General features: G+C 69.9%; 30 protein-coding genes. 9 read left to right on the top strand and 21 right to left on the bottom strand.

Annotation, left to right across the window (positions count from 1 at the left end; genetic code table 11):
• Window positions 1-33: 33 nt before the first annotated feature.
• The 3 genes from ACLVWQ_RS11160 to ACLVWQ_RS11150 form a co-directional block, all read right to left on the bottom strand.
• Window positions 34-909: a GntR family transcriptional regulator gene (locus tag ACLVWQ_RS11160; RefSeq protein WP_414108186.1), complete on the bottom strand. Its 876-nt coding sequence runs from the start codon at window positions 907-909 to the stop codon at window positions 34-36.
• Window positions 910-1,176: 267 nt separating this feature from the next.
• A complete protein-coding gene (locus ACLVWQ_RS11155; RefSeq protein WP_414108184.1) occupies window positions 1,177-1,923 on the bottom strand; it encodes an HAD family hydrolase in 747 nt (248 codons plus the stop codon).
• Window positions 1,924-2,004: 81 nt separating this feature from the next.
• Window positions 2,005-2,883 (bottom strand): winged helix-turn-helix domain-containing protein, encoded by an 879-nt coding sequence (locus ACLVWQ_RS11150; protein ID WP_414108183.1) that lies wholly within the window; start codon window positions 2,881-2,883, stop codon window positions 2,005-2,007.
• A 221-nt stretch (window positions 2,884-3,104) separates the two neighbouring features.
• On the opposite strand from ACLVWQ_RS11150, the gene ACLVWQ_RS11145 reads away from it, so the two are divergent.
• Window positions 3,105-3,293 (top strand): hypothetical protein, encoded by a 189-nt coding sequence (locus ACLVWQ_RS11145; protein ID WP_414108182.1) that lies wholly within the window; start codon window positions 3,105-3,107, stop codon window positions 3,291-3,293.
• An 81-nt stretch (window positions 3,294-3,374) separates the two neighbouring features.
• Here the strand turns inward: ACLVWQ_RS11145 and ACLVWQ_RS11140 are convergent, their stop codons facing one another.
• On the bottom strand, window positions 3,375-4,226 hold the full coding sequence (locus ACLVWQ_RS11140; RefSeq protein ID WP_414108181.1) for a GntR family transcriptional regulator: 852 nt from the start codon (window positions 4,224-4,226) through the stop codon (window positions 3,375-3,377).
• Between the two features lie 264 nt (window positions 4,227-4,490).
• On the opposite strand from ACLVWQ_RS11140, the gene ACLVWQ_RS11135 reads away from it, so the two are divergent.
• Entirely contained in the window at window positions 4,491-4,676 is a 186-nt protein-coding gene (locus tag ACLVWQ_RS11135) for a hypothetical protein (RefSeq protein WP_414108180.1), read from the top strand.
• A 259-nt stretch (window positions 4,677-4,935) separates the two neighbouring features.
• Here ACLVWQ_RS11135 and ACLVWQ_RS11130 read toward each other — a convergent pair whose 3' ends face one another.
• On the bottom strand, window positions 4,936-6,216 hold the full coding sequence (locus tag ACLVWQ_RS11130; RefSeq protein ID WP_414108179.1) for a GNAT family N-acetyltransferase: 1,281 nt from the start codon (window positions 6,214-6,216) through the stop codon (window positions 4,936-4,938).
• Window positions 6,217-6,409: 193 nt separating this feature from the next.
• Window positions 6,410-6,988: an aerial mycelium formation protein gene (locus ACLVWQ_RS11125; RefSeq protein WP_414108178.1), complete on the bottom strand. Its 579-nt coding sequence runs from the start codon at window positions 6,986-6,988 to the stop codon at window positions 6,410-6,412.
• Between ACLVWQ_RS11125 and ACLVWQ_RS11120 the strand changes: the two genes are divergently transcribed.
• Together ACLVWQ_RS11120 and dtd are read left to right on the top strand one after the other, a co-directional pair.
• Window positions 6,960-7,235: a hypothetical protein gene (locus ACLVWQ_RS11120; protein ID WP_414108485.1), complete on the top strand. Its 276-nt coding sequence runs from the start codon at window positions 6,960-6,962 to the stop codon at window positions 7,233-7,235. The genes ACLVWQ_RS11125 and ACLVWQ_RS11120 overlap by 29 nt on opposite strands.
• A 93-nt stretch (window positions 7,236-7,328) precedes the next feature.
• On the top strand, window positions 7,329-7,754 hold the full coding sequence (gene dtd / locus ACLVWQ_RS11115; protein ID WP_414108177.1) for a D-aminoacyl-tRNA deacylase: 426 nt from the start codon (window positions 7,329-7,331) through the stop codon (window positions 7,752-7,754).
• Between the two features lie 10 nt (window positions 7,755-7,764).
• Here the strand turns inward: dtd and ACLVWQ_RS11110 are convergent, their stop codons facing one another.
• The 6 genes from ACLVWQ_RS11110 to ACLVWQ_RS11085 all read right to left on the bottom strand — a co-directional run bounded on the left by ACLVWQ_RS11110 (window position 7,765) and on the right by ACLVWQ_RS11085 (window position 12,508).
• Window positions 7,765-8,739, bottom strand: coding sequence for a YgfZ/GcvT domain-containing protein (locus ACLVWQ_RS11110; protein ID WP_414108176.1), 975 nt, complete (start codon window positions 8,737-8,739; stop codon window positions 7,765-7,767).
• 34 nt (window positions 8,740-8,773) lie between these two features.
• Window positions 8,774-9,199, bottom strand: a complete 426-nt coding sequence (locus ACLVWQ_RS11105) for a Fur family transcriptional regulator (protein WP_414108473.1) — start codon at window positions 9,197-9,199, stop codon at window positions 8,774-8,776.
• 106 nt (window positions 9,200-9,305) lie between these two features.
• Window positions 9,306-9,881, bottom strand: coding sequence for an FABP family protein (locus ACLVWQ_RS11100; RefSeq protein ID WP_414108175.1), 576 nt, complete (start codon window positions 9,879-9,881; stop codon window positions 9,306-9,308).
• A 220-nt stretch (window positions 9,882-10,101) separates the two neighbouring features.
• Entirely contained in the window at window positions 10,102-10,998 is an 897-nt protein-coding gene (locus tag ACLVWQ_RS11095; protein WP_414108174.1) for a hypothetical protein, read from the bottom strand.
• Window positions 10,995-11,807, bottom strand: a complete 813-nt coding sequence (locus ACLVWQ_RS11090) for a hypothetical protein (RefSeq protein ID WP_414108173.1) — start codon at window positions 11,805-11,807, stop codon at window positions 10,995-10,997. The genes ACLVWQ_RS11095 and ACLVWQ_RS11090 overlap by 4 nt, the downstream gene beginning before the upstream one ends.
• A complete protein-coding gene (locus tag ACLVWQ_RS11085) occupies window positions 11,804-12,508 on the bottom strand; it encodes a hypothetical protein (RefSeq protein ID WP_414108171.1) in 705 nt (234 codons plus the stop codon). Before ACLVWQ_RS11085 ends, ACLVWQ_RS11090 begins: the two co-directional genes overlap by 4 nt.
• A 302-nt stretch (window positions 12,509-12,810) precedes the next feature.
• Here ACLVWQ_RS11085 and ACLVWQ_RS11080 point away from each other — a divergent pair, with 302 nt between their 5' ends.
• On the top strand, window positions 12,811-13,173 hold the full coding sequence (locus ACLVWQ_RS11080) for a DsrE family protein (RefSeq protein WP_414108169.1): 363 nt from the start codon (window positions 12,811-12,813) through the stop codon (window positions 13,171-13,173).
• A gap of 27 nt (window positions 13,174-13,200) precedes the next feature.
• On the opposite strand, the gene ACLVWQ_RS11075 is transcribed toward ACLVWQ_RS11080, so the two are convergent.
• From ACLVWQ_RS11075 to ACLVWQ_RS11040, 8 genes are all read right to left on the bottom strand, one after another.
• On the bottom strand, window positions 13,201-13,458 hold the full coding sequence (locus tag ACLVWQ_RS11075; RefSeq protein WP_414108168.1) for a DUF3099 domain-containing protein: 258 nt from the start codon (window positions 13,456-13,458) through the stop codon (window positions 13,201-13,203).
• Between the two features lie 126 nt (window positions 13,459-13,584).
• Window positions 13,585-13,872 carry a DUF1416 domain-containing protein gene (locus tag ACLVWQ_RS11070; RefSeq protein WP_033324392.1) on the bottom strand — a complete coding sequence of 96 codons (288 nt, stop codon included), beginning with the start codon at window positions 13,870-13,872 and terminating at the stop codon, window positions 13,585-13,587.
• 45 nt (window positions 13,873-13,917) lie between these two features.
• Window positions 13,918-14,763 (bottom strand): sulfurtransferase, encoded by an 846-nt coding sequence (locus ACLVWQ_RS11065; protein WP_414108167.1) that lies wholly within the window; start codon window positions 14,761-14,763, stop codon window positions 13,918-13,920.
• 162 nt (window positions 14,764-14,925) lie between these two features.
• Complete coding sequence (locus ACLVWQ_RS11060) at window positions 14,926-15,006, bottom strand: putative leader peptide (RefSeq protein WP_350310325.1); 81 nt, start codon at window positions 15,004-15,006, stop codon at window positions 14,926-14,928.
• A gap of 214 nt (window positions 15,007-15,220) precedes the next feature.
• Complete coding sequence (locus ACLVWQ_RS11055) at window positions 15,221-15,964, bottom strand: DUF2993 domain-containing protein (RefSeq protein ID WP_414108165.1); 744 nt, start codon at window positions 15,962-15,964, stop codon at window positions 15,221-15,223.
• A gap of 448 nt (window positions 15,965-16,412) precedes the next feature.
• Window positions 16,413-17,561, bottom strand: a complete 1,149-nt coding sequence (locus tag ACLVWQ_RS11050) for a hypothetical protein (protein WP_414108164.1) — start codon at window positions 17,559-17,561, stop codon at window positions 16,413-16,415.
• Between the two features lie 8 nt (window positions 17,562-17,569).
• Window positions 17,570-17,824: a MoaD/ThiS family protein gene (locus tag ACLVWQ_RS11045; RefSeq protein ID WP_414108163.1), complete on the bottom strand. Its 255-nt coding sequence runs from the start codon at window positions 17,822-17,824 to the stop codon at window positions 17,570-17,572.
• 100 nt (window positions 17,825-17,924) lie between these two features.
• Window positions 17,925-18,896, bottom strand: a complete 972-nt coding sequence (locus tag ACLVWQ_RS11040) for an alpha/beta hydrolase (protein WP_414108162.1) — start codon at window positions 18,894-18,896, stop codon at window positions 17,925-17,927.
• 270 nt (window positions 18,897-19,166) lie between these two features.
• Between ACLVWQ_RS11040 and ACLVWQ_RS11035 the strand changes: the two genes are divergently transcribed.
• Window positions 19,167-19,997, top strand: coding sequence for a winged helix-turn-helix transcriptional regulator (locus tag ACLVWQ_RS11035; protein ID WP_414108161.1), 831 nt, complete (start codon window positions 19,167-19,169; stop codon window positions 19,995-19,997).
• 23 nt (window positions 19,998-20,020) lie between these two features.
• Complete coding sequence (locus ACLVWQ_RS11030) at window positions 20,021-21,052, top strand: LacI family DNA-binding transcriptional regulator (RefSeq protein WP_414108160.1); 1,032 nt, start codon at window positions 20,021-20,023, stop codon at window positions 21,050-21,052.
• A 214-nt stretch (window positions 21,053-21,266) separates the two neighbouring features.
• Here ACLVWQ_RS11030 and ACLVWQ_RS11025 read toward each other — a convergent pair whose 3' ends face one another.
• Window positions 21,267-23,027 carry a trypsin-like serine protease gene (locus tag ACLVWQ_RS11025; protein WP_414108159.1) on the bottom strand — a complete coding sequence of 587 codons (1,761 nt, stop codon included), beginning with the start codon at window positions 23,025-23,027 and terminating at the stop codon, window positions 21,267-21,269.
• A gap of 271 nt (window positions 23,028-23,298) precedes the next feature.
• Between ACLVWQ_RS11025 and ACLVWQ_RS11020 the strand changes: the two genes are divergently transcribed.
• Window positions 23,299-24,414 carry a S1C family serine protease gene (locus tag ACLVWQ_RS11020; protein ID WP_414108158.1) on the top strand — a complete coding sequence of 372 codons (1,116 nt, stop codon included), beginning with the start codon at window positions 23,299-23,301 and terminating at the stop codon, window positions 24,412-24,414.
• Between the two features lie 92 nt (window positions 24,415-24,506).
• Window positions 24,507-24,698, top strand: a complete 192-nt coding sequence (locus ACLVWQ_RS11015; protein WP_414108156.1) for a hypothetical protein — start codon at window positions 24,507-24,509, stop codon at window positions 24,696-24,698.
• The last annotated feature ends 37 nt before the right edge of the window (window positions 24,699-24,735 follow it).

The following is a 24,735-nucleotide window of genomic DNA, read 5'->3' as shown; positions in this document are numbered from 1 at the left end:
GGTTGCGCTTTTGGGACGCAGATTTTCCGGCCACTACTCCCAGAACGAGTCGAACCATTCCTTCATGCTCTTGAAGAAGAGGGAATCGTGGGTCCCCTCGTCCGCCTCCAGTCGGTGGTACGAGAGAGTCGAACCGAGGCCCAGTACGTCCAGCGAGTCGACGGCTTCCACCTCGTCGGGGTGGTCCGCACGGGGAACCTTGATCTTGCGCGGAAGCACCGTGTACGGACCGAACAACATGTGCTCGTCATTGATCACATACAGCTTGAACTGGGGTGTCATCGGAATCGTCTGGATCTCGATGCTCGTGTCCACACCCAGGTCGATGAAGCCGGCCTGCAACTCCTCCAGTTCGCTGCTGTTCTCCCGGACCATGCGGCGCCATCGCTCCCAGACCCTGGTGTCCTCGGGGTTCTCGGCGCGTGGATAGGCGAGCGGCTCCGTCGTCCAGGGCAGGAGCATGCGGATCCTCAGCGTCTCCGGCGCGGCCACTCCCTTGCCGGTGATCAGCTCGTGCTGGTTCTTCAGGTGCCTGAGCAGCGTCTCGGCGGTGAGGGTGGCGACATCCAGCTCCACCTCACCCCGCTGGAACGCCTGCTCGATCAAGGGGCCGAGCGACGCGGAGCCCAGCCGCTCCGACTGCGGGGGCGAGGGAAGGGATTTCGGCACCCTGATCACCCGGGTGCCGCTGCCCCGCCGGCTCTCGATCAGCCCGTCCTCGGTCAGCTGGGCCAGCGCCCGCTGGATGGTGTCCCGGCTCACCCCGAACTCCTCGGCGAGCACACGCTGCGCGGGCAACGAGCCGTTCAGCGGATAGGTCCCGTTCTCCAACTGCTCCCGGAGCACTCTCTCGACGCGCGCCTGCGTGGACTCCTCGCCTCCGCTACCGCGCGATTCTGATGTAGCCACACATCGAACCTACCGCCCGGCCGCCGGCGTCACACCGCTTCTCCGCACATCGGCAATCCCGTTGGACTGGTTGATTAGCGATCATCCGATCCGGGGACAACCAATTAACCTCAACCAGTCCAATTGGTGGGCTGGTTGAACTCGGCGGGGGGCCGGGGAACAGAGGCCGGGGCAGAGGCGGGACCTGACGTCGAAGGCCTGGCCGTCAGGGAACCAGCGAGGGGGTGAAGCACATTGAACGCACGCCATGCTCCACGCGGCGCAGCCTCACGCAGCCCCGCCACGCACCGCCCGCAGCACGGTCTCCAGCGAGTCCACGATGTTCCAGCGCGCCACCCCCGCGTCCAGCAGCGTCCGGGCCTTCGCCTCGTTACGCGCGTAGCCGAGGAAGTGCACGCCGGCGCTCCGGGCCGCGGCGTGGTCCGACGGGGTGTCGCCGATCATCAGTGTGGTGTCCGGTGCCGCTCCGAGCGCGCGCAGGGCCCGGTTGAGTGTGTGCGGGTGGGGCTTGAGGAGGCGCAGGTCCCGGGTGCGGCCGTAGATGTTGGGGGCGAAGTACCCCACGAGGTGCCGGCTCTCCAGGTAGGCCCGCACCGCGCGGTCCGAGTTGTTGGTGACGACGGCGAGCCGCGTGCCCACCGCACCCCAGGTCCGTATGAGCGGATCGGCGTACGCCGTCGGCATCGCGCGGGCCACCGCTCTCAGTTCCTGCTGGGTGAGCCACTCCTCGAGTTCGACGACCAGGTCGCTGCCCCGGTGGCGCCCGGCGACCTTGCTGAGCACCCAGTGCGGGTCACGGCTGCCCCGTTCCCCCTCGGTCAGTACTCCGGCCAGCCCGCGCGCGGCCAGCCACTCCTCCAGGCCCGTGGCGATGCCCTTCGCGGAGTGGCCCGCGAACAGCCGACAGATCGGGCCGTCGAAGTCGAAGAGGACACACTTCGCGCGCCCGATCAGCTCGTCGAACTTCTCGGCCTCGCCCGCCACCAACTCGAACTGTCTGGTTTCGAATGTCACTTACAGAGTGTCAGCTTCGCGACGATCGTTTCCCAGAGGGCGTCCGCAGCTTTCTGGCCGCAAGGGAGGTACGGCAGGCCGTCAGGACAGGTTGAGGTTCGTGGCGATGGTGTCCCAGAGCCCGTCGAACCACTTCTGCGACTCCGCCACGAACGCCGCGTCGCGCGGTCCCGACCGGGTCAGGAAGGAGAAGAGCAGCGACTCGGAGCCGAGCGCGTCGTACATCTCCAGGGTCTGGCTCTCGTACGGCTCCTCCCGCCGGGTGAGGACGTAGTAACCGATCAGCGCTTCCTGTCCGTTGAGCAGGTAGAGCTTCACGGGCGGGGTGAACGGCAGCGCGCGGAAGCTGACGTTCACGTCGATGCCGTGCGAGGAGCGCAGGGACCGGAGGTTGTGCCGCAGGACGTGTCCCTGCGCGTTGCGCATGTCCAGCCAGCGCTGGTGGACGGGATCCGCGTCGGCGTCCTCGTCGACGGAGACCGGGAAGGCGAGGGTGATCTCCCGGGAGGGCACCAGGATGCGCACGTCGATCGACTCGGGGCGCAGGGTCCCCTCGTGGATCTTGCGGACCGGGTCCCCGATGGCCAGCATCAGCGTCTCCGCCGTGTGGCACACGACGTCTATGCGCACACGCGTCGTGGCGAACGCGTCCACCAGCCGTGGCGCGAGCCCCACCATCGTCGGCTGAGGTTCGCCCCGGACGGGCTCGGCCTCCGCGATCCGCGGCGGGCTTCCCTTGCTGACGTTGCTGAGCAGGCCGTCGTCCTGGAGGACACGCAGGGCCTGGCGGACGGTGCCGCGTTCCACGCCGAACTCCTCGGCGAGTTCGGCCTGGGTGGGCAGGCGGTCGCCGGCGCGCAGGTCACCCGCGCGGATGCGGTCCCGCAGGATGTCGGCGATCTCCTGCGGCGAGAGCTTTCTGCTGTCGTTCACTGCCACGTTCTCCTGGGTCACGACCAAACGCTACAACTTTGCCCCATCTAAGGGGAGTTGTTTGAAAGTTGTTTGAGGATGGATACCAACTGGGGATAAGTTAAGCACAGTTGGTTGCCAACTTGGAGAAGATGGCGGAAGGTTCGCCTCCACTCGCTCACAGTTGGCAATTAGGAAGGGACCGCACTCCTCCCGCACGTTCCCGCTCATTCCCGCTCGCTCCCGCAAGACCAGAAGGAGGATCCACCATGCCCGCCATAGCCCTTGTCTCCGCCCTCTTCGTCGTCGGCTTCGAGCAGTTCGTCGAGTGGCGGTACGGTCCGAGCGGCGCCGTCGGACTGCTGCTGCTCACCGTGGGCCTCCGGATCAAGAGCCCCACGTGCAGCTCGGTCGGGGCCGTCGTGCTCGCCCTGATGTTCGCGCGGCCGGTCCTGTGACCTGCGGCGATCGAGGGGACGTCACCGAGGAGGAGCCGCCGGACGATCCGAGGAGCCGGCGTACCGGACCTGTGGGAGATCTCAGCCCGTGAGCACGAGCTCCGAGCTGATGGTCTCCCACAGTGCGTTGAACCACAGATGTGACTGCTCCACGAACGTCATGGCCCGCAGCCCCTCCCCCTGTTCGAAGGGGAACAGCGTCGACTGGGTCCCCTGCGCGTCGTACGTCTCCAGGTACTCCTGGTCGATCTGCTCGCCGCGCCGCGCCAGCGTGTAGTACGCGAAGAGCGCTTCCGACTCGTTGAGCAGGTACAACTTCACCGGCGGAGTGAACGGCAGGGCCCTGAAGGTGATGTGTACGTCGATGCCGTGCGTCGTCCGTAACGCCAGCAGGTTGTGCTTGAGGACCTGGCCCTGGGCGTTGCGCTGGGCCAGCCACCGGCGCTGCACCCGCTCCCCGTCCTCCGTCGCGTCCACCGCCGCCGGGAAGGCGAGGTCGATGTCGCGGGACGGCAGGAGCACCCGGACGTCGACCCTGGCCGGTTTTATGCGGCCCTCATGGATGAGGCGCAGCGGTTCGCCCATCGCGAGCGTCAGCGAGACGGCCGTCAGGCACAGGGCGTCGATCTCCACATGAGGCGCCGAGAAGGCGGCCGTGATCCGGGAGGACAGCGTCACCATGGTGCTCTGCGGCGGAGCCTCCGGGCCGGTCAGGGCCTTCTCGACATCCTCCGCCACGGTCGCGGGACTTCCCTTGGACACGTTGGACAGCAGGTTCTCCGCCTGCAGGATGCGCAGCGCCTGCCGTACGGTCCCGCGCTCGACTCCGAACTCGTCGGCCAGCCTGGCCTGCGTGGGCATGCGCTCTCCCGCCCGCAGCTCACCTGAGAGAATCCGGCTGCGCAGCTCGTCGGCCACCTCCTGGTGTGACATCTGTGACCGCTGTGCCCTCTTCCGCCCGTTGACGGCGGCGTGTTCCGGGTCCACGGCCAAACCCTACAACTTCGCGCCATCTTTGGGCAGTTATTGTGAAGGTGGTTATGAGACGCATCCAAGCGGAGATAACTCCATAGAAGTTGGTCACCAACTTGAGCAACATGGTTAGGCTTCCGGGGGGTTGGCCACCAGAGTCGCGAGGGGCGACCGGGTGGCACGGTCTCAGCGGGGGTCCGCTTCCCGTCCCGAAGGAGGGACCGCATGCCGCTCATCGCCATCGTCGTAGCCGCCCTCGCCATCGGTCTGGAGTACCTGCTGCAGGTGAAGTACGGAGCGATGGGCGTCTTCGCCTTCGTCGCCCTCGCCATCGGCATCAAGGCCAAGAACACAACAATCAGCGGCATCGGGGCGGTCGTCCTCGTCGTGCTGCTCGCACAGTCCGGCTGACCGGGCCTCACCGCCCGTCAGTCCGGCCGACCGGGTTCCCTTCCGGAGGGGAGCCGGGAGCCCGGTCGGCCCGCACCACCGTGGACCGGTTCGCCGCCCGCGGAGTACGGGAGCAACACGCAACACAGCACAACAGCACAACAACTGAACAGCTACGGATACGGAAACGGAAACGAACACCGATGAAGGAAGCCTGGGGGTCCGGGGTCCCCGAGAGCCGGGGGCCCCGGGGAACCGGGCGCCGCTGGACTCCCGGAGATCAGAAGATGTCCGGGCACCACGGTCGCCTGGGCGTACGCAGCAGGGCGTCGGCCACCAGGGCGGCGCCCGCTCGTTCTTCCCGGACCCGGCCCAGCGCCACCAGCCGGACCACGGACTCGTCCCCGAGCCACAGCGCCCCCAGCTCCCCCACGTCCAGGGTGAGTTCCGCGTCCTCGGTGGTCCGTGCGCAGCTCGCCCCCTCGGGTGAGGCGTCCAGTCGGTACCGGCCGCCGGCCAGTCCGTCCCCGTCGACCACCTCCAGGACGAGGGCGCCCGTCGCCCCGTACGTACGCGCTTCCAGCGCCGCCACGACGTCCAGGATCCGGACCCACAGCCAGTCGACCAGCGTGGTGATCGCCGCGGCGCGCGGATCCGGCAGCAGATGCGGCAGCAGGTCGTCGGGGGCCCGCCAGCCGGTCCGGACGGCCGTGACCCAGTCGACGGAGCAGAGGTACCGCCACAGGGCGCGCTCCGCCGCCGGCGAGGCGGCGATCAGGTCCGTGACCTTCGCGGTCTGCAGCGGCTGCTTCGCGTCCCCCCAGCGGTCGTCCACCGTGTACGTGAGCAGACCCGCGACCTCGCCCCGCGCGGTGCGGTACACGGCGTGGAAGGGCTCGGCCCATACGACCCGGTCCGGCACCAGGTGCCCCGTGGCGACCCGCCACCACCGCTCGCTCCGGTCGATCGCGCCCGGCTGCGCCCGCCTGAGCCGCTCGTACAGCTCCGGCCCCGTCTTCCGTACGGCGTCGCCGTCCACCAGGTCGATCCGGCCGCCGTCGTCGGGCCCCGCCCACCGGGGGTCCAGACCGGCCCGCGGGACGTCGATCGTCCACTCGGCGGTGGTCGTGGCCGCGCCGAACCCGTACCGCCCGTAGATCGGGTACTCGGCGGCGATCAGCGTCGCCACGACGTCACCGCGTTCCTTCGCGGCCGCCAGGTCCCGGGCCATCATCCGCGTCAGGATGCCCCGGCGGCGGTGGGTCGGGGTCACGGTCACGCTGGTGATGGCGTCGGCCTGCACGGCCGCGCCGCCCACCGCCGTGATCTCCTGCGCGAACGACCGGAAGGTCCCCACGCACCGCTCGCCGTCGAAAGCCCCCAGCGTCCGCTCGGGCACGAGGTAGGTGCCGCGGTCCGCGACCTCGGCCTCCGACACGCTCGGGGGCCGCAGGAAGCCCGTGTTCAGCGCGCGGACCCAGTCCGGGATCTCGGCGTCACCGATGGGTCGTACGTCGACGTCCTGGCTGAGACCCTGAAGGCTTTCCCGGCGTGAACTCATGCGCTCACGCTAGGCATACGGCCCGGAAGCTGTCGTGCGGATTTCCGTCCGGGCGGCGCAGGGGCCGGGTGCGGCCGACCCCACCGCGTACGCGGTGACACACACTTCGACTGCTCGACTGCTCGACTGCTCGGCTGATCCGCTGCTCGACTGATCGGCGGCTGATCGGCTCTTCGACTGTTCGGCTGTTCGGCTACAGGAGCAGGTCGTCGACCTGCGCCTCGCCCTCCCGGTATCTGCGGGCGATCTCCGCGCTGCATCCGTCGGCCGTACGCTGCAACTGCTGCCGGCGCCGCGACACCTGCTGCTCGTACCGCACGAGCCGCCCCATCGCGGTGTTCAGCTCCAGATCCGTCCGCGCCTCCAGGTCCGACAGCTCGACCTCGGCGAGCATGTCGGCGGCCAGCAGCCGGTACTCCTCGCTGTACGGCGTCCCCACGGTCACGTGCCGCGCCGACGAGCGGTGCCTGGCGGGCGCGTCCGTCAGGATCTCCGACAGCCGCGCGACGACGGACGCCTTCTCCGCGTACGGAGTCCCGGGGCCGCCCGCCAGGCCCTTACGGGGGGTCGTACGCCGCCCCAGCTCGGCCCGCAGGATGTCGATCCGCCCCTGCAGCAGCCGCCGTACGTAACTCAGATCGGCCTCGTCCCGCTGGGCGTCCCTGCGCAGGGTGCGCAGCTCGGGCAGTCGCAGGACGCCGAGATCGGGCGTGGCATCCGGCATCGGACTGTCCGTTCGCTGAGTGGGCGGACGCGCCGCGACCGGACGCACCGCCGAGAGTGTCGACGACGGTGACGACGGTGACGACGGCGACGACGGCGACGATGATGACGATGACGATGTCTGCGACGGCGACCGCGGGGGCAGCGTCGACCGCGACGGCGATGACGGCGGCTCCCCCCGGATCAGCGAGACGAAACCGGGTGACTGCCCCGTACTCGGTGTGCTCATGTGCCTCAACCCGTCCCCTCGACCGGCGTGTGGGAGCATCGTGCCACCCCAAGTGGCCGCTATGTGACCGAGTGCCCCCGAACGGCCCCAGATGGACGGTTAAGCATCATTAAGAAGACCGCGTACGGAGGTCAACCGGGCGCACGGCATGATGGTCCGTATGCGTGCGGTGGTGCAGAGGGTGGACGGCGCGAGCGTCGTCGTGAACGGTGAGACGGTCGGGGAGATCAGCGGCGAGGGCCTGTGCGTCCTCGTCGGGGTGACCCACGAGGACACCAAGGAGAAGGCGGCCCAACTGGCCCGCAAACTCTGGTCCGTCCGGATGCTGGCCGACGAGAGGTCGTGCTCGGACATCGACGCGCCGCTGCTCGTCATCAGCCAGTTCACCCTCTACGGGGACGCCCGTAAGGGCCGGCGCCCCACCTGGAACGCGGCGGCCCCCGGCGATGTGGCCGAGCCCCTCGTCGACGAGGTGGTGGCTCAGCTGCGCTCACTGGGCGCGACGGTGGCCACGGGCAGGTTCGGCGCGCAGATGCGCGTCTCGCTGACGAACGACGGCCCGTTCACCGTGCTGATCGAGATGTGAGCGCGGGCCCCTAAGGCTCGACCACGACCTCCTGGGCCGCCGCCGTCGTGTCGGCCAGCAGAGGGGCGTCCAGCGGGGTGTTGCGCTTGATGAGGCCCAGGGCGATCGGGCCGAGTTCGTGGTGGCGTACGGACGTCGTGATGAAGCCGATCTTGCGGCCTTCGGGTCCCTCGGACGCGAGGCGCAGTTCCGTGCCGTGCGCCGGCAGGTGGACCTCGCTGCCGTCCAGGTGCAGGAAGACGAGCCTGCGCGGCGGCTTGCCCAGGTTCTCGACGCGGGCGACGGTCTCCTGGCCGCGGTAGCAGCCCTTCTGCAGATGCACCGCGCTGCCGATCCAGCCCAGCTCGTGCGGGATCGTGCGGTGGTCGGTCTCGAAGCCGAGCCGGGGCCGGTGCTGCTCGACGCGCAGCGCCTCGTACCCGAGCAGTCCGACCGCCGGGCCGTGCTTCTCGCCGTCCTCGGCGAACGCCTCCAGGCCTGCGCGCGGCAGGAAGAGATCCCGCCCGTACGACGTCTCGCGGACGACGACGCCCTCGGGGACCTCGGCGATGGAACCGGCCGGCAGATGCACGACCGCGTACTCGCCGGTCAGGTCGGTGACCTCGACCCGGTAGAAGAACTTCATCGACTCCAGATACGCGATCAGCGCGTCCTGGCTGCCGGGCTCCACGTGGGCCCAGGTCGTCGTCCCGTCGTCGACGAGATACAGCGCGTGCTCGACGTGGCCGTGGGCGGAGAGGATCAGCGCCTCGGTGGCCATGCCGGCCGGGAGGTCGCTGACGTGCTGGGTGAGCAGCAGGTGCAGCCAGCTGAGCCGGTCGTCACCGGTGACGGCGACCACTCCGCGGTGCGAGAGGTCCACGAAACCGGTGCCGTCGGCGAGGGCACGCTGTTCGCGGAACAGGTCGCCGTAGTGGGCGGCTACACCTTCGTCCACGCCCTCGGCGGGAACGGCACCGGGCAGAGACAGCAGAGGGCTCTTCATATCCACACAGCCTACGACCGTGTGGGCGCCGTTTTTATTTCTTACCCGGTTCGGTGCCGGGCTTCGTCGCGCAGTCCTCGCAGTCCGCGCAGCGGCCGAAGATCGCGAAGTGCTTCATGTCGGTGACGAACCCGAAGGTCTCCCGCAGCTTGGCGGTGAAATCGGCGGCGATCTCGATGTCCGCCTCGATGACGTCCGTGCAGTCCCGGCAGACCAGGTGGATGTGGTGGTGCCGGTCCGCGAGGTGGTACGTGGGAGCGCCGTGCCCCAGATGGGCGTGCGAGACCAGCCTGAGCTCCTCCAGGAGCTCCAGGGTCCGGTACACCGTGGAGATGTTGACGCCCGACGCCGTCTTGCGTACTTCCACGAGGATGTCGTCCGGAGTCGCGTGCTCCAGGGCGTCCACCGCTTCGAGCACGAGCTGGCGCTGGGGCGTCAGCCGGTAGCCCCGCTGCCGCAGATCGCTCTTCCAGTCGGAGCCGGTGCCGACGCCGGTACCCGTTCCGGTGCCGGCGTCAGTGCCTTCGGTGCTGCTTCCAGTGCTCACCACACCCGGAAGTCTAGAACTACTTGAAGAAAGCGATCCCGTCGTCCGGCATGTCGTCCGGGAGGACCTTCGCCCAGCGTTCGACGTCCTCCGGCGTGACGACCTTCTTGAGCTGCGCCGACATGTACGGGCGGAGCGCGACGTCGGGGGTCTGCTTCTCGCCGACCCACATCAGGTCGCTCTTCACATAGCCGTACAGACGCTTGCCGCCGGTGTACGGGCCCGAGGCCGCCGTCCGCGCCACCGCGTCCGTGACCAGGTCGATCTGCGGCTTCTTGGCGGCCAGGTCGCCGTACCAGACCTCCACCACACCGTCGTCGCGGACCATCACGACCTCGACCTTGCGGTTCTCGTCGATGCGCCAGAAGCCCGACTCCGACTCCAGCGGCCGCACCTTGTTGCCCTCGGAGTCCAGGACCCAGGTGTGCGAGTGGTACTCGAGGAAGTCCCGGCCGTCGTGGGTGAAGCTGACTTCCTGGCCGAAGTTGCACTTCTCGGCGCCGGGGAAGTCGTGAACGCCCGCGCCGGTCCACTCGCCGAGCAGGAAGACGAGGGGGACGAGGTCCTTGTGCAGGTCGGACGGGATCTCGATCATGAGGTCGGCAGTTCCTTGGTGGGGGTCAGCGCTGGCCCTGGTACAGCTTCTTCACGGCCAGCCCGGTGAAGGCGAGGACGCCGACACAGACCAGGACCAGCAGAGCTTCGAAGAAGTACTCAAGCACGGGGTGCTCCTCGGGTGACGCGGTGGTGGGCAGTACAGAGCCGGTCCCCACTCTAGTGGGACGGGGACCGGCTCTCTCTCCGAGGTCCGTCTGTCAGCCCAGGAGCTGGCTCTGCAGGACCACGGTCTGCCGGAACGGGACGGCTTTCGCGGTGCCCTTGCGGGACTGCACGATCACACCGACCGTGTCGCCCGCGGACAGGTAGACCTGCCGGACCTGCTCCGCACCGTACGGCGCGATCTCCCGGTACGGGGAACGGCTCACGTGGGCCAGCTCGGTCTTCTCCGGGAAACCCTCGTCCCGGACGAACTCCTCGGCGCCCCGCACGGCGAACGTCGGGCTGGCGTAGTGGACCAGTTCGGCCGCGTACAGCTCGTCCGCGACGGCCGCCGTGTCGAAGCGCAGCAGGTAGATCCGCGTGTGCGTGCCGTCCTGGGTGGTCCAGCCGCGGGCGGCGATGTGCCGCAGCCCGTAGTCGGCCAGCACCTGGCCGGCCGTCTTCCGGTCCTTCTTCGACGTGAACTCCGCCAGGAAGTCCTTCGTCGCGAGCCAGCCGTCCTTGCCGCGCAGCGCCTTGTCGGCCGTCGCGCCCTCGGGCGCGGGCAGCACGAGCGCGCGCAGGTCGGCGTGGTGGGCGGCGGCCGTGTTGGCCTCGGCGAAGGGCCCCGGGCTGCCGGACGGCAGCGGCGGCTTGACGATCTCCGGGTAGTCCCAGCGGCCGTCGGCCTCGGTCGCGAGACCCGGCAGGTCGGTGCGTTCCGGCCGCGTGACGCCGTACGCGGCGGCCGTGCCGACCGCCGCGAACACCACGGCGGCAGCGGTCCACCGCAGCACGGCCCGCAGGACCCGGCGGTCCTTCACGACCACGACCGCTGCCGCTGCCTCGGGCTCGGCCTCTGTCTCGGGCTCTGTCTCGGGCTCGGGCTCGGGCTCGGGCGGCAGAGGCACGGTCGCCTGCTCCACCTGCTCGTGTTCTGCCTGCTGGGTCATACCGCCTCCCCCGGGTCCGTGATGCGGTCGAGCTGGGTGCGCAGCAGCAACGCCACTCCCTTGGTGTTCAGCGGCCTGGTCCCGGACGCGGTGGCGCTGACCAGCACGTCTCCCTCGTACGCGGAGCAGAACATCACCTCGATCTCCCCGTCAGCGATCTTGGGCTGCAGGAAGCACTGGGCGTTCTTGTGGCCCTTGACGGCCGGGCCCTCGCGGAAGACGCCCAGGGTGTCGAGGAACTCGTTCTGGAACGTGGCGATGTCCCGGACGGCCGCCTTGTTCTCCATCCGGGACAGCACGACGCTCACCGAGAAGGGATGGTCCGAGTCGTCGTAGGTGATGTCCTTCTCGCCGACGTAACTGCGCATCGCCATGCCCTGGAGGCGCTGCTTGTCGATCTGCTTCTCCAGCCGCAGCCGCTGGGAGCGCGGCAGGTCGCGCAGCGACTCCTTGCGCAGGGCGGCGGCCTCGGCACCGTCGAGCTGGGAGTCGTGGCCGTACTCGCCGAGGTCGGGGCCGCGGCGCCACTCGTACTCCGCGTACGGCACGAGCAGGCTCGCGAGCCCGGTGGCGGCGGCCGGCTTCGTGTGGTCCGCCTTCTCCTTCGGGAGGTCCCAGACGGGCGCGCCGGCGTCACGGTCGGCACCGTCGACGGTCACGACGGTGTAGCCGGTGCCCGCGACGACGGCGGCGGCCAGGAGGCCGAGACCGACGAGGGCCGCGATCCTGCCCTTGCGTACGGGCTTCTTCGCGTCCGGCGCCACGGGCTCGGGCTCCCCCGCGGGGACGCTGTTCGAGGTCTCGCTCACAGCCGCTCCATCTGCTGCTCGGCCAGGTCCAGGATCTTGGCCTTGGGGAGCGGCTTGCTGTCGTACAAATAGATCTGCACGGCGATGTCGCCCCGCCAGGCGTACGCCTGGGCCGAGTACATCGGCAGGTACCCGGCCTTGTTCTCGGGCTGCTTCTGGACGTACGCCATACCGTCGCCCGTGCCGGGCACGGGCCAGCTGTCCATCCCGCGCTCCGCCCGCACGTTCTGCTCGTTCTCCGTCCAATCACGGGCGGTCAGGCCCTCGTCCTGGCGGTACTGCACGAGCTCGACCACGGCCGTGTACGTGCTGCCCGTCCGCCAGGCGGTGACGGCCGTGCGCCGGAACTCGTCGTCGACGAGGTTGCGGTAGGCGACCTTCGGCTCGGTGTAGTCGTTCGCGAACGTGTCGAGGTCCAGCCAGCCGTCCGTGCCTTCGGTGTCCGTCACGTCCCGGGTCCCGCTCGGCCGCTCGACCAGCAGCTTGCGCAGGTCACCGTCGGTCCGCACCCTGCGGTCCTGGGCGGCCGACAGGGGCTCGGGGCCCTTGCCCTCGGCCTGCGCGACGGCGGGCTGCGAGAGCGACGGCAGCGCGGTGGGCTCACGGTCGGCCTGGATGAGGTATCCGGTGCAGGTTCCGGCGACCAGGCCGAGGACGGCGGCCGTGGCGATCAGGAGTGTCGTACGTCCACGCCGGCGCACACGTGCGGGCGCCACGGGCGCCGCGGGCGCGGGTTCCTCCGCTGCGTCTTGATCCTTTGATTCAGGCGCCTCAGGTGCCTGGGATGCCTCGGGCCCCTCATGCACCTCGGGCCCCTCATGCACCTCAGATCTCTCAGGCGCCTCAGGTCTCTCAGAAGCCTCATGCGGTGCTTCAGGTGGTGCCTCGGGTGTTTCCAAAATGTCGTCCCCCACAGAACGCGAGACGCGGATTCCGTATCCGCGCGCACAGGAGACCCATGGCCAACGCTTTGGGTTGCAGGGGAGTTGATTACGATTCGGGCATGGCGAAGAAGCTCGTGATCAAGGTGACGGCAGGGGCCGACGCCCCCGAACGCTGCTCGCAGGCCTTCACGGTGGCGGCGGTCGCCGTGGCCAGCGGGGTGGACGTCTCGCTCTGGCTGACCGGCGAGTCCGCGTGGTTCGCGCTGCCGGGCCGCGCCGACGAGTTCGAGCTGCCGCACGCGGCCCCGCTCTCCGGCCTGCTCGACTCGATCCTGGCCGGCGGCCGGCTGACCCTCTGCACGCAGTGCGCGGCCCGCCGTGACATCACGGAGAAGGACGTGATCGAGGGCGTACGGATCGCGGGGGCGCAGGTCTTCGTCCAGGAGGCGCTGGCGGACGACACCCAGGCACTCGTCTACTGACGCCACTCGTCCACTGGCGCCACTCGTCTACTGACGCTTCTTGCCGTCCAGCTCGTCCCACCACTCGTCGGACTTGGTGTCGCCCGACGGGTCGTCCCACCAGCGGTCGTCGGGGCCTCGCCGGTTGGCGGTCATCGCCGCGATCGGCGGGATCACCATCGCCACGACGCACATGCCGACGGCGACCGGCACCGACCAGAGCCGTACGACGGCCCAGGCCAGCACGAACAGCCCGATGCACGTCCCCATCATGGCGAAGTAGACGTGCCGCCTTCGCGCATACATACGTCCAGCGTAGAACGGCTGCTCCGGTTCCGGGCAAGCCGAAGGGCCACACCCCTTACCGGAAAGCGTCCAACCCCCGGGGGTGCGGCCCTTCGGCCGTTCATACGGTGCGAACCGCCGGACGGTTCAGACGGCGATGGCCACCTCGGCCAGGCCGCCGGTCTGGGCGACGACCGTGCGGTCCGCCGTGCCGCCCGGAACCAGGGCGCGAACGGTCCAGGTGCCCTCGGCCGCGTAGAAGCGGAACTGTCCGGTCGCCGAGGTCGGGACCTCGGCGGTGAACTCACCCGTCGAGTCCAGGAGGCGGACATAGCCCACCACCGGCTCGCCGTCCTTGGTCACCTGACCCTGGATGGTGGTCTCACCGGGCTTGATCGTCGAGGCGTCGGGGCCGCCGGCCTTCGCTCCACACATGTTTCGTTTCCGTCCTTGAGGCCTGGGGTCCTTGGGTCCTGGGGGTTACTTGCCGGCGCCGAGCTCGATCGGCACGCCGACGAGGGAGCCGTACTCGGTCCACGAGCCGTCGTAGTTCTTGACGTTCTCGACGCCGAGCAGCTCGTGCAGCACGAACCAGGTCAGCGCGGAGCGCTCACCGATGCGGCACAGGGCGATGGTGTCCTTCGACAGGTCGACCTGCTCGTCCTCGTAGAGGGCCTTGAGCTCGTCGTCCGACTTGAACGTGCCGTCGTCGTTGGCGTTCTTCGACCACGGGATGTTGCGCGAGCTCGGCACGTGGCCGGGGCGCTGCGACTGCTCCTGCGGCAGGTGCGCGGGGGCGAGCAGCTTGCCGGAGAACTCGTCGGGCGAACGCACGTCGACGATGTTCTGCCGGCCGATGGCCGCCACGACGTCGTCGCGGAAGGCACGGATCGCCTTGTTCTGCGGCTTGGCCTTGTACGTGGTCGCGGCGCGCTCGGGCACCTGCGAGCCGTCGACCAGGTCGCGGGAGTCGAGCTCCCACTTCTTGCGGCCACCGTCGAGGAGCTTCACGTTGTCGTGGCCGTAGAGCTTGAAGTACCAGTAGGCGTAGGACGCGAACCAGTTGTTGTTGCCGCCGTAGAGGACGACCAGGGTGTCGTTGGCGATGCCCTTGCCCGACAGGAGCTTCTCGAAGCCCTCCTGGTCGATGAAGTCACGGCGGACCGGGTCCTGGAGGTCCTTGGTCCAGTCGATCCGGATGGCGTTCCTGATGTGGTTCTTCTCGTACGCGGACGTGTCCTCGTCGACCTCGACGACGGCCACGGTCGGGTCGTCCAGGTGCTCCTGGACCCAGTCTGCGTCTACCAGGACGTCACTGCGGCTCATGCTTGTTCTCCTCCGGGGCAGTTGCGGCGGGGCTGTGCGTCAGTGAGGGGTGCGGGTACGCGCTCTGCGGACGGGGCCGCCAGGGGCGTACGCGGCGCGGGTGGCCTCGACAGAGGGTCGAAGGGCCTGGCTCGCGGAAGGACGGAGCTCTTCCGGTGCCGCTCAGAAAGTGCGACAGAGCATGGCGGCGACGCGGCACAGGTCTACTGCCCGCCGCTTCGTGAGGTCCGCCTGGCGCTTCATGTCGTCGATCGTAAGGACGGACAGGCGGGCATGTCACCGGCGTGTCGCATGCTGAGACGCGATCGTCCGCGATGTGGGATGCAGAGGGCGCGCGGGTTGTTCCCGCGCGCCCCTGGGCCGTTCGCGACCCTCGTCACATCTCTCGCGCATCTGCGGTGCGGACGGCTCGGTCTCGCCCTTCGGACTGCCGTCGGCCGGCCACCGCAGTTACCGCCTACCCGACGAGGCTGACGTCCGAACCCTTCACCTCGATGTCGACGCCGTCGGTGGCCGCCTGCACCTTGTCGAGCTTGATGCCGCCCGGCAGGCCGTCGATCTTCTGGCGGAAGTCGGTTATCAGGCGGGCCTTGTCCTCGGCGAGCTGCACGCCCAGCTTGGGCAGGGAGTCCGCGTGCACCTCGACGGTGTCGCCCTTGACGCTGACCGAGCTGAGCACGGAGACGGGGCGGGGGAGCTTCGTGCCGAGCACGGTGGCCTCCACCTCGACCTTGATCTTGCCGTTGCCGCCGTCGGAGAGGCCGACCACCTGGGCGGTGACCCCGGTGGTGACCTCCACGGGCTCGGCCTTGGCCGCCTTGAGGAGTTCGGCGTACGAGATCGTGGCCGTGCCGGTGGCCGAGTTCGCCTTCGCGGAGCTGTAGTCGCCGGAAAACGCGACGCCGCGCATCTGGGCGGTGAGGTCGTCGATGCGGATCTTGGCGGGGGCGTCGCCTGTGCCGCTCGTGTCGGCGTCGTAGTTCTTGATGCCGACCTCGACCTCGTCCAGTTCGCCGCCGACCACCTGGGTGAGGAAGGGGAAGCCCTTGATCGACACGTCCGGGGTGCTGGCCAGGCCCTCGTTGGTCTTGAGCCTGTCCGCGGCCTCGTCTTCCGCGAAGCCCACGGCGACGCGGTCCGCGATGACGAAGAGTCCGCCCAGGACGACAACGACGATCAGGAGTATTCGTAGTGCTCGCATGTGTCCGTGTTCCCCCACCTCGGCGGTCTTCTCCGCGTGAGGGTATCCCTACCGGGGGGTTCGGCCGGGAATCCGAGGCGGGTTGTCGATCAGCTGTGACAGCGTTTGCTTCGGCGGGGGGGTGTGTCTGCGGGCCCGGTGGGGGCTGGTCGCGCCGTTCCCCGCGCCCCTGGAAGGCGGGGCTTCGCCCACGCCCCCCGGCCGGCCGACGGGTGCGGGTCAGGTGTGGTTGAGCGCGCCGTTCCCCGCGCCCCTGGAAGGCGGGGCTTCGCCCGCGCCCCCCCGGCCGGCCGACGGGTGCGGGCCGGGGGTGGTTGAGCGCGCCGTTCCTCGCACCCCTGGAAGGCGGGGCTTCGGCCCTACCACCTAGCCCGTCCGGCGTTTGAGGACGAGGCCGTTCAGGCCGATGCGGGGGGCTGGGGGCGGCAGCCCCCAGAACGGGGCGGGGTCACAGTAGGGCTCGGCCCAGTAGATATACCGCTGGGGACGCCGCCGCCAGCGGTAGCGCCACTCCCGCTGTGAAGTGCACGAACCTCGACGGGTAGTCGTAACTGGCGACCCGGTGGCCCACCAGGGCACACACCCCGGCCCCGGCCCCCAGCAGCGCCCCGCCCGTACCCAGGTCCGTCAGCCCGCCCACGGCGATCCCCGCTCCCGCGGCCGCGAGCAACGCGACCACCACCGACGCCGCCGTCGGAAGCGGCAGCGCCCGCGCCAGGATCGCCGCCGCGACCGCCACCCCGCCCACGATCACCGCGTCCGGGTCGGCCGCCAGATGCCCCGTGGCGATGATCGCCAGCGCCGCCGAGACGACCGTGGCCAGCAGGCCCATGAGCCGCTCGTCGGGCGAGGCGTGGCTGCGCAGTTGGAGGACGAGCGTCAGCAGGACCCACACGCCGAGCGTGCCGAGGATCGCGGCGGGCGCGTTGTCCCGACCGGCCGCGAGCAGGGCCACGTCCGCGGTGAGCGCGCCCGCGAAGGCGAGCACGATGCCCTGCCTGGCCGGCCACATCCCGTTCAGCCGGAACCAGCCCGCCGCGGTCACCGCCTGGAGGATCACCAGGGGCACCACCAGCGCGTACTGCCCGATGGCGGCCGTGCCGGCGAGCAGCGCCCCGAGGACCGCCGTCAGCGCCGCCGGCTGCACTCCGGGCTCGATGATCGGCGAACGCCCCTCCGCACGGGCGCGCTGGGCTGCCGTGAGCTGGGGGCCGCCGGTGACGGTGGGCGGACCGTAGGCGGCACCCGCGTCGCCGGCCGCCGGTGCCGGGGCAGGGGCCGCCGGGGCCGGGGCTCCGTAGCCCTGCGGCTGGTTCCAGTCCGGCTCCGCCACCGCGCCGTACTGCGGCGCGTACGCCGGTTCCCCCGGCCCCTGCTGCGGCAGGTACGCCGTCTCCGCGGCCGGTGCGCCGGGTGTGAGCGGTGGCTGGACCTGGGTCTCCCAGGTCTGGCCCTCCCACTGCTGCGTGTATTGCTGCTGCGTGTGTTGCTGCTGGGCGTACTGCTGCTGCGCGGCGGCCTCGTCGTACGGCTGCTGGTACGGGTTGTACCCCTCATAAGGGCCCTCGTAGGGGCCCTCGTACGGCTGGTTGCTCATGTGTCCCGTCACCCTCCTGCGAACGGCGGGAGCACCTCGACCGTGCCGCCCTCGGCCAGCCGTACCGTCTCATGCCCGCGGGTTCCCACGGGGTCACCGTCGATGAGGAACGAGCATCGCCGCAGGACCCGGCCGAGTTCGCCGGGGTGTCGCTCGCGCGCCGCGTCGAGCGCCTGCGCGAGGTTCTCCGCCTCGTACGGCTCCTCGGCGACGCCTGCGGCGGCCTTGGCGGCGGCCCAGTAACGCACCGTGCCCTTTGCCATCTGATTCCTTCTGATTCCGTCTGATTCCGTCTGGCGCCCGTTGATCAACTCGATCAACAGTGAACTGGAACAACTGAAACGGTGGCTGATTCCGCCAAGGCTAGCCCGCGTGAGTGGCGGCCCATTCCCCGATGCGGGCCAGGAGTTCGTCGTCCGCGGCGTTCTCCGCGTGACCCATCCCCCGCTCCAGCCACAGTTCCGCGTGGTCGCCGGAGGCTTCGGCCAGCATCCGCGGATGGTCCACGGGGAAATAGCCGTCCCGGTCCCCGTGGACGATCAGCAGCGGGGTGGGCGCGATCAGCGGAACCGACTCCGCCGGGGAGGAGGGGACCGGGTCCCAGTCGCGGTGATGGATGCGGGTGCGCAGCCCGTAACGGCCGACCGCGCGGCCCACCGGCCGGGTTACCAGCCAGTGCAGGCGCCGCATAGGGGCCGTACCCCGGTAATACCAACGGGCGGGTGCGCTGACCGAAACCACCGCGTCCAAGTGCGCGCCCGTGCGCCCCCTGTGCTCCTCGCGCTCCCCGTCCTCCCCGGCGTTCTTCCCGGCGCGGTCCGCGTCCTCCTCGTCGCTCCGCGCGTGCAGGGCCGCGTGCCGGAGCACCACCGAGCCGCCCATGGAGAATCCGACGGTGGCCACCCGGGTGTGACCGAGCTCTCGTGCCCACCGCACCGCCGCCTCCAGATCGAGCACCTCGCGGTCGCCGACCGTGGAGCGCCCGCCGGAGGATCCGTGCCCGCGGAAGGAGAACGTGACCACGGCCGCGTACTGCGCGAAGACGCCCGCCACCCGCCGGACGTGCGGACGTTCCAGATCTCCGGTGAAGCCGTGCGCCACGACGATGACGAGGCCCCCGGGCCGGTCCCCCGGACCGTCGTCGGACGGGTCACCGGACGGGCTCGTTCCGGGCTGGTAGGCGGCGTCGATCGTCACCCCGTCGGCGGTGCGCAGAAACTTTCTCAGCGCCCCTCGGGGAGCTCCGCGCGGAGCACTTTCCGTACATCCTCCAGCCGTCTCAGGTTCTGGACGAATGAAAGATCGCGTCACATGACCTGCCGGACCTTGGCTCATGTGGGCTATTCTCCTGGGCAGAGGACTCGGGCAGAGAAGCCCCCGGGTCCTTTTGCGCTTTCTGGAGCGTTGTATACGAACCGCGTATACGACTCTCCGCGCAGGTGCGGCCCCCAGGGGCGCGGAAGCCGCAAACAGTGCGAACGAGCAGTACGAACAAGCAGTACGAAGCAGTGCCGAAAACGTCCTCGCAGGGACCGAGGAGGAACCAGACGTTATGGGCGAGCGAACCGTGCGTGACCGTATGACGACCAAGGCAGGTGGAGCGCGATGAGCTCTCTGCTGCTCCTGACCAACGCCCTCCAGCCGTCGACGGAGGTGCTTCCCGCCCTCGGCCTGCTGCTGCACAACGTACGCGTGGCTCCGGCAGAAGGGCCCGCACTCGTCGACACCCCGGGTGCCGATGTCATCCTCATCGACGGCCGTCGTGACCTTCCGCAGGTGCGCAGCCTGTGTCAGCTGCTGCGCTCCACGGGGCCCGGCTGTCCACTCGTCCTCGTCGTGACGGAGGGCGGCCTCGCGGCGGTCACCGCCGACTGGGGCATCGACGACGTACTCCTCGACACCGCGGGCCCGGCCGAGGTCGAGGCGCGGCTGCGGCTGGCCATGGGCCGCCAGCAGATCGTCAACGACGACTCCCCCATGGAGATCCGCAACGGCGACCTCTCCGTGGACGAGGCCACCTACAGCGCCAAGCTCAAGGGCCGGGTCCTGGACCTGACCTTCAAGGAGTTCGAGCTCCTCAAGTACCTCGCGCAGCACCCGGGCCGGGTCTTCACCCGCGCCCAGCTGCTGCAGGAGGTCTGGGGGTACGACTACTTCGGCGGCACCCGGACCGTCGACGTCCACGTACGACGGCTGCGCGCGAAGCTCGGCCCCGAGCACGAGTCGCTGATCGGCACCGTCCGGAACGTCGGTTACCGATTCGTTACCCCGGAGAAGGTGGACCGGGCGGCGGACGAGGCGAAGGCCAAGGCCGCCCGGCCAAAGCCGGAGGATGCGGACGAGACGGCGCACCTCGACGCCGCGGCCGCCCCGGAGGCGCCGGCGAAACCGCAGGCGAGGACGCAGGAAGAAGTCGTACGACCTGCCCAGCGGTAGGTCCATCCGCGTAGACTCCGCGCGTGGCCAAGGTGACTCGGGATGATGTGGCACGACTGGCGGGTACGTCCACCGCCGTCGTCAGCTATGTCATCAACAACGGACCCCGGCCGGTCGCCCCGGCCACGCGCGAGCGTGTACTCGCCGCCATCAAGGAGCTGGGGTACCGACCGGACCGGGTCGCCCAGGCCATGGCGTCACGGCGGACGGACCTCATAGGCCTGATCGTGCCGGACGCGCGCCAGCCCTTCTTCGGGGAGATGGCGCACGCGGTCGAACAGGCCGCGTCCGAACGCGGAAAGATGGTGCTCGTCGGCAACTCCGACTACGTCGGCGAGCGCGAGGTCCACTATCTGCGGGCCTTCCTCGGTATGCGGGTCTCGGGGCTCATCCTCGTCAGCCACGCGCTGAACGATCTGGCCGCGGCCGAGATAGACGCGTGGGACGCGCGGGTGGTGCTGCTGCACGAGCGGCCCGAGGCGATCGACGACGTCGCGGTGGTCACGGACGACGTGGGGGGCGCGCAGCTCGCCACGCGGCATCTGCTGGAGCACGGGTACGAGTACGTGGCCTGTCTCGGCGGTGTCGCGGAGACGCCGACCGTCGGTGACCCGGTCTCGGACCATGTGGAGGGCTGGCGGCGTGCGATGCACGAGGCGGGGCGCTCCACGGAGGGTCGCCTCTTCGAGGCGCTCTACAACCGGTACGACGCGTATCAGGTGGGGCTTCGGCTGCTGGCCGGGCCGGATCGGCCGCCGGCGATCTTCTGTTCCACCGACGACCAGGCGATCGGGGTGCTGCGGGCGGCTCGTGAGCTGCGGATCGATGTGCCGGGGGAGTTGGCTGTCGCCGGGTTCGACGACATCAAGGAGGCGGCGTTGACTGATCCGCCGCTCACCACTATCGCGAGTGATCGGTCTGCCATGGCTCGGGCGGCGGTTGATCTGGTGCTCGATGATGGGTTGCGGGTTGCTGGGGCTCGGCGGGAGCGGTTGAAGTTGTTCCCGTCTTCCTTGGTGGTCCGGCGTTCTTGTGGGTGCCAGGCCGCGTTTTGAGGCTGCGGGTGCGTCGTGGCTGGTCGCGCAGTTCCCCGCGCCCCCGAAAACTGCGCCGTTCCCCGCGCCCCTTGAAGGCGGGGCTTCGCCCACGCCCCCCGGCCGTCTGCCGGGTGCGGGTCGGGCGTGGTTGAGCGCGCCGTTCCCCGCGCCCCTGAAGAACCCGTGGCGGCCGGCCCCGCTGGTTGGCGGGGGCGGCCGTGTTGGGGCTGGGTCAGAAGAGCAGGTTGTACTGGTTGAAGCCGGTGCCCAGGCTTGTGCGGGTGGTGAACAGGTCCGTGGTGGGCTTGTTCGTGCCCTTGTAGAGCCAGAGGGTGCCCGCCGAGTCGCGGGTCATGACGTCGGCGATGCCGTCTCCCGTGACGTCGCCGCTGGAGACGTACGCGGTGAAGTTCCAGCCGGTACGGGCCTTGATCCGGGTCGCCCAAGGAGTGTGCTCCTTGCCCGTGCCGCGGTAGAGCCACAGCGTGCCGTCCGTGGAGCGGACCAGGAGGTCGGGCTTGCCGTCGCCGGAGAGGTCGCCGTGGCCGAGGACCTTCACGTTCTTCCAGGAGCCGCTGACGACCTTGACCTTGCCGTAGAACTCGCCGTTGCCGCGCCCCGGGTAGAGGTAGACCGAGCCGTCGGTGTCCACCGCGACCAGGTCGGGGCGGCCGTCGCCCGTCTGGTCACCGGGGATCGCGTACGACGTGTAGCCGCCCCAGACCGTACTGATCTGCATCCAGGCCCAGTCACCGACGGAGTGGTCCATGTAACTGCGGTACAGCTTGCCGTCGTTCTTGTCCCGGATGATCAGGTCCTGGTAGAAGTCCCGGTCCAGGTCGGCCTGGAGGGCCCAGTCGGCGTTCTGCCAGCCGGTGCCCTGGAAGGCGCGCTGCGCGAGCGAGGTGCCCGTGCTGTTCTGCTGGAAGAGGCCCCCCGACGGAGTGCGTCCGAGCAGGTCCGCGCGGCCGTCGTACGACAGGTCCGTGTCGTCGATGCGCGGCTGGGCCGCCCAGGCGTACGAGCTGACCTTGGAGAAGACCGGGTAGGCGCCCTTGGCGGTGCAGCCCGCGACGCCCCAGGAGACCACGCCGACGATCTTGTTGCCGACGACCAGCGGGCCGCCGGAGTCGCCGTTGCAGGTGCTGTCGGTGCCCTCGTCGACGCCCGTCGCGGGAGCCCCCGCGCAGACCATCGAGCCGGCCACGAAGTAGTCCTCGCCCAGGACCGACGCCATCGCGCTGTCACAGGTCGAGTCGGCGACCAGCGGCAGGCTGGCCTTCTTCAGCTTCGTCGAGAGGGTGGCGTCGTCCGCCCCCGAGGTCAGGCCCCAGCCGTAGACCGTGGCGGCGGTGCCGGCCGTGTAGAGCGCGCTGTCGTCGGACGCGGCGAGACGCAGGGTCGGCCGGTCGAGCAGCGGGCGGTCCAGGGTGAGCACCGCGATGTCGTTCTGGATGGTGTCGGCGTTGTAGCGGGGGTGGTTCCACTGGCGGAACACGCCCGCGTAGGTGCCGTTCGTGTAGTCGTCGAGGTCGGTGGTGCCGGCCAGGACGGCGCCGTTGCCCACCCAGTCGAGTCCCGCGACGCAGTGGGCGGCGGTGAGGACCTTGTTCGGGGCGACCAGGGTGCCGCCGCAGAAGTAGCCCTCGTCGGTGGCCGGGTCGTAATAGCCGAGCTGGACCATCCACGGGGCACTGGCGATGGTGGTCTGGCCGCCGCCGATGATGAACGGCGACTTGCTGGGCGACGCGTCCTCGGGGGTCTCGCCGGTCGCCTGCGCGGCGTCGGCGATCCGGTCGTGCAGTTCCTTCGGCGAGGAGGCCGGCTTCGCGGGCTGCGCGAGGCTCGTGTCGGGCAGACCTCCGGCGGGGCCGTCCGCCGCGGTCGCGGGCTGGGCGGCGAGGACGCCGGCGCACGTGAGCGCCAGCGCGAGGGCGGCCGCGGGGAACGCCGCGGCGGAACGTCTCCAACGGCTGCGCGGAGCAGGTATCACTCAGGACTCCTGAAGTGGTGATGTGACGCGGTGGTGTGACGTGGTGTGTCGTGAACCCACCAAGCCTGCGGTCCGCAAACCTCTCTGCACATGTACTTCACAGCAGCCCGACAAGTGTTCGCCCGCCGCTTCCCGCACATCACCGTGCGGACATCACCCGTTTCCCTGGCGTGGCGGGGTCCGGCGCCTTTATATCGGGCATACGCCGTTCTGTCGGGCTTCTCAGGGAGCACTCAGGGAGCTCTCATCAGCGGGCGACAGAGTCTTACTCATGACCGAGAGCTTCCGCCGTAGCGGCGAGTACCCCCAGGGCGACCAGCAGCAGTCCGCGTACTCCGAGCAGCCGTACGCCTCCCCCGTGAACCCGGAGTGGCCGCCCCCGCCGGCGCATCGGCCGGCCGCGCCGGGCACCGCTCCCACCGCTCTCCTCGCGGAGCCCGTCTCCGCCGCGCCCGCCGCGCCCGCCGCCTCCCGCAGGCGTGCCAAGGGGCCGCTGGCCCTGCTCGCCGCCGTCGCCATCGCTGCGGCGGCCGTGGGCGGCGGTACCGCGTACGCCTTCCAGGAGCTGACCGGCAACGACACCGCCGCGAGCAGCACCACGAGCACCAGCGTCGTGGCCACCAGCAAGAAGGGCACGGTCGCCGGGGTCGCCGAGGCGGTCAGCCCGAGCATCGTCGAGATCAGCGCAACCTCGAACGCGGGCTCCTCGACCGGTTCCGGTGTGGTCATCACGACCGGCGGCGAGATCATCACCAACAACCACGTGGTCTCCGGCGCCTCCCAGATCAAGGTGCAGTTGAGCAACGGCAAGTCGTACACCGCGAGCGTCGTCGGCACCGACAGCAAGAAGGACCTGGCGCTGATCAAGCTGACGGACGCGCCGTCCGGTCTGACGCCCGCGACGCTCGGCGACTCCGACGCCGTCAAGGTCGGCGACGAGGTCGTGGCGATCGGCTCGCCCGAGGGCCTGACCGGCACGGTCACCAGCGGTATCGTCTCCGCGCTCGACCGGGACGTCACCGTCTCCACGGACGAGAGCCAGGGCCAGCAGCAGCAACAGCAGGGCGGCGGCAGCGGGGGCAACGGCGGTGGCAGCGGTCAGTGGCCGTTCGAGTTCGGCGGCCAGGAGTTCAACGGCGACACCGGCTCGTCCACGACGACGTACAAGGCGCTGCAGACCGACGCGTCCCTCAACCCGGGCAACTCCGGCGGCGCGCTGATCGACATGAACGGCAACATCATCGGCATCAACTCCGCGATGTACTCGGCCGCCACGGACTCCTCGTCCTCGTCGACCGCCGGCAGCGTCGGACTGGGCTTCGCGATCCCGGTGAACACCGTCAAGGCCGACCTGGCCTCGCTGCGGGCCGGCGGCTCCGACAGCTGAGCGACGAGCGCGCTTCCGCCGGACCCGACCGACCCACCTCAGACCCCGGACCTCAGACCCCGGACCCCAGACCCCAGACCGCGGAGGCCGTCATGCAGATCAGGACCGTGTCCCACACCCTCGCGGGCGCCGACCCGGCAGGGCTGCCCCTGGCGCTCGCGGTGGCCCACGAGCTGCACGCGCCGACGCCCCGCGCGCCCGAGACGGCCACGGCGCGGGCTCCGCGCGGCACCGCCCGCCGCGGCGCCACCGCCGCCCGCACCCGCCGTACCGTACGAAGCTGATCGCCGTACGAGGCTGACCGCTCCCTGGCCCCTCCGT

This window comes from Streptomyces sp. CWNU-52B (assembly GCF_047444975.1).
Taxonomy (GTDB): Bacteria; Actinomycetota; Actinomycetes; order Streptomycetales; family Streptomycetaceae; genus Streptomyces.
The sequence above is the reverse complement of the archived record's forward strand: the minus strand, read 5'-3'. Positions and strand labels throughout refer to the sequence as shown.

Bases quoted from the DNA above. Each gene is read 5' to 3' on its own strand.
- ACLVWQ_RS11145 (WP_414108182.1), top strand. From the start codon at position 3,105: ATGCCCGCCATAGCCCTTGTCTCCGCCCTCTTCGTCGTCGGCTTCGAG.
- ACLVWQ_RS11140 (WP_414108181.1), bottom strand. From the start codon at position 4,226: ATGTCACACCAGGAGGTGGCCGACGAGCTGCGCAGCCGGATTCTCTCA.
- ACLVWQ_RS11135 (WP_414108180.1), top strand. From the start codon at position 4,491: ATGCCGCTCATCGCCATCGTCGTAGCCGCCCTCGCCATCGGTCTGGAG.
- ACLVWQ_RS11130 (WP_414108179.1), bottom strand. From the start codon at position 6,216: ATGAGTTCACGCCGGGAAAGCCTTCAGGGTCTCAGCCAGGACGTCGAC.
- dtd (WP_414108177.1), top strand. From the start codon at position 7,329: ATGCGTGCGGTGGTGCAGAGGGTGGACGGCGCGAGCGTCGTCGTGAAC.
- ACLVWQ_RS11110 (WP_414108176.1), bottom strand. From the start codon at position 8,739: ATGAAGAGCCCTCTGCTGTCTCTGCCCGGTGCCGTTCCCGCCGAGGGC.
- ACLVWQ_RS11100 (WP_414108175.1), bottom strand. From the start codon at position 9,881: ATGATCGAGATCCCGTCCGACCTGCACAAGGACCTCGTCCCCCTCGTC.
- ACLVWQ_RS11095 (WP_414108174.1), bottom strand. From the start codon at position 10,998: ATGACCCAGCAGGCAGAACACGAGCAGGTGGAGCAGGCGACCGTGCCT.
- ACLVWQ_RS11080 (WP_414108169.1), top strand. From the start codon at position 12,811: ATGGCGAAGAAGCTCGTGATCAAGGTGACGGCAGGGGCCGACGCCCCC.
- ACLVWQ_RS11075 (WP_414108168.1), bottom strand. From the start codon at position 13,458: ATGTATGCGCGAAGGCGGCACGTCTACTTCGCCATGATGGGGACGTGC.
- ACLVWQ_RS11070 (WP_033324392.1), bottom strand. From the start codon at position 13,872: ATGTGTGGAGCGAAGGCCGGCGGCCCCGACGCCTCGACGATCAAGCCC.
- ACLVWQ_RS11065 (WP_414108167.1), bottom strand. From the start codon at position 14,763: ATGAGCCGCAGTGACGTCCTGGTAGACGCAGACTGGGTCCAGGAGCAC.
- ACLVWQ_RS11060 (WP_350310325.1), bottom strand. From the start codon at position 15,006: ATGAAGCGCCAGGCGGACCTCACGAAGCGGCGGGCAGTAGACCTGTGC.
- ACLVWQ_RS11055 (WP_414108165.1), bottom strand. From the start codon at position 15,964: ATGCGAGCACTACGAATACTCCTGATCGTCGTTGTCGTCCTGGGCGGA.
- ACLVWQ_RS11050 (WP_414108164.1), bottom strand. From the start codon at position 17,561: ATGAGCAACCAGCCGTACGAGGGCCCCTACGAGGGCCCTTATGAGGGG.
- ACLVWQ_RS11045 (WP_414108163.1), bottom strand. From the start codon at position 17,824: ATGGCAAAGGGCACGGTGCGTTACTGGGCCGCCGCCAAGGCCGCCGCA.
- ACLVWQ_RS11040 (WP_414108162.1), bottom strand. From the start codon at position 18,896: ATGAGCCAAGGTCCGGCAGGTCATGTGACGCGATCTTTCATTCGTCCA.
- ACLVWQ_RS11035 (WP_414108161.1), top strand. From the start codon at position 19,167: ATGAGCTCTCTGCTGCTCCTGACCAACGCCCTCCAGCCGTCGACGGAG.
- ACLVWQ_RS11020 (WP_414108158.1), top strand. From the start codon at position 23,299: ATGACCGAGAGCTTCCGCCGTAGCGGCGAGTACCCCCAGGGCGACCAG.
- ACLVWQ_RS11015 (WP_414108156.1), top strand. From the start codon at position 24,507: ATGCAGATCAGGACCGTGTCCCACACCCTCGCGGGCGCCGACCCGGCA.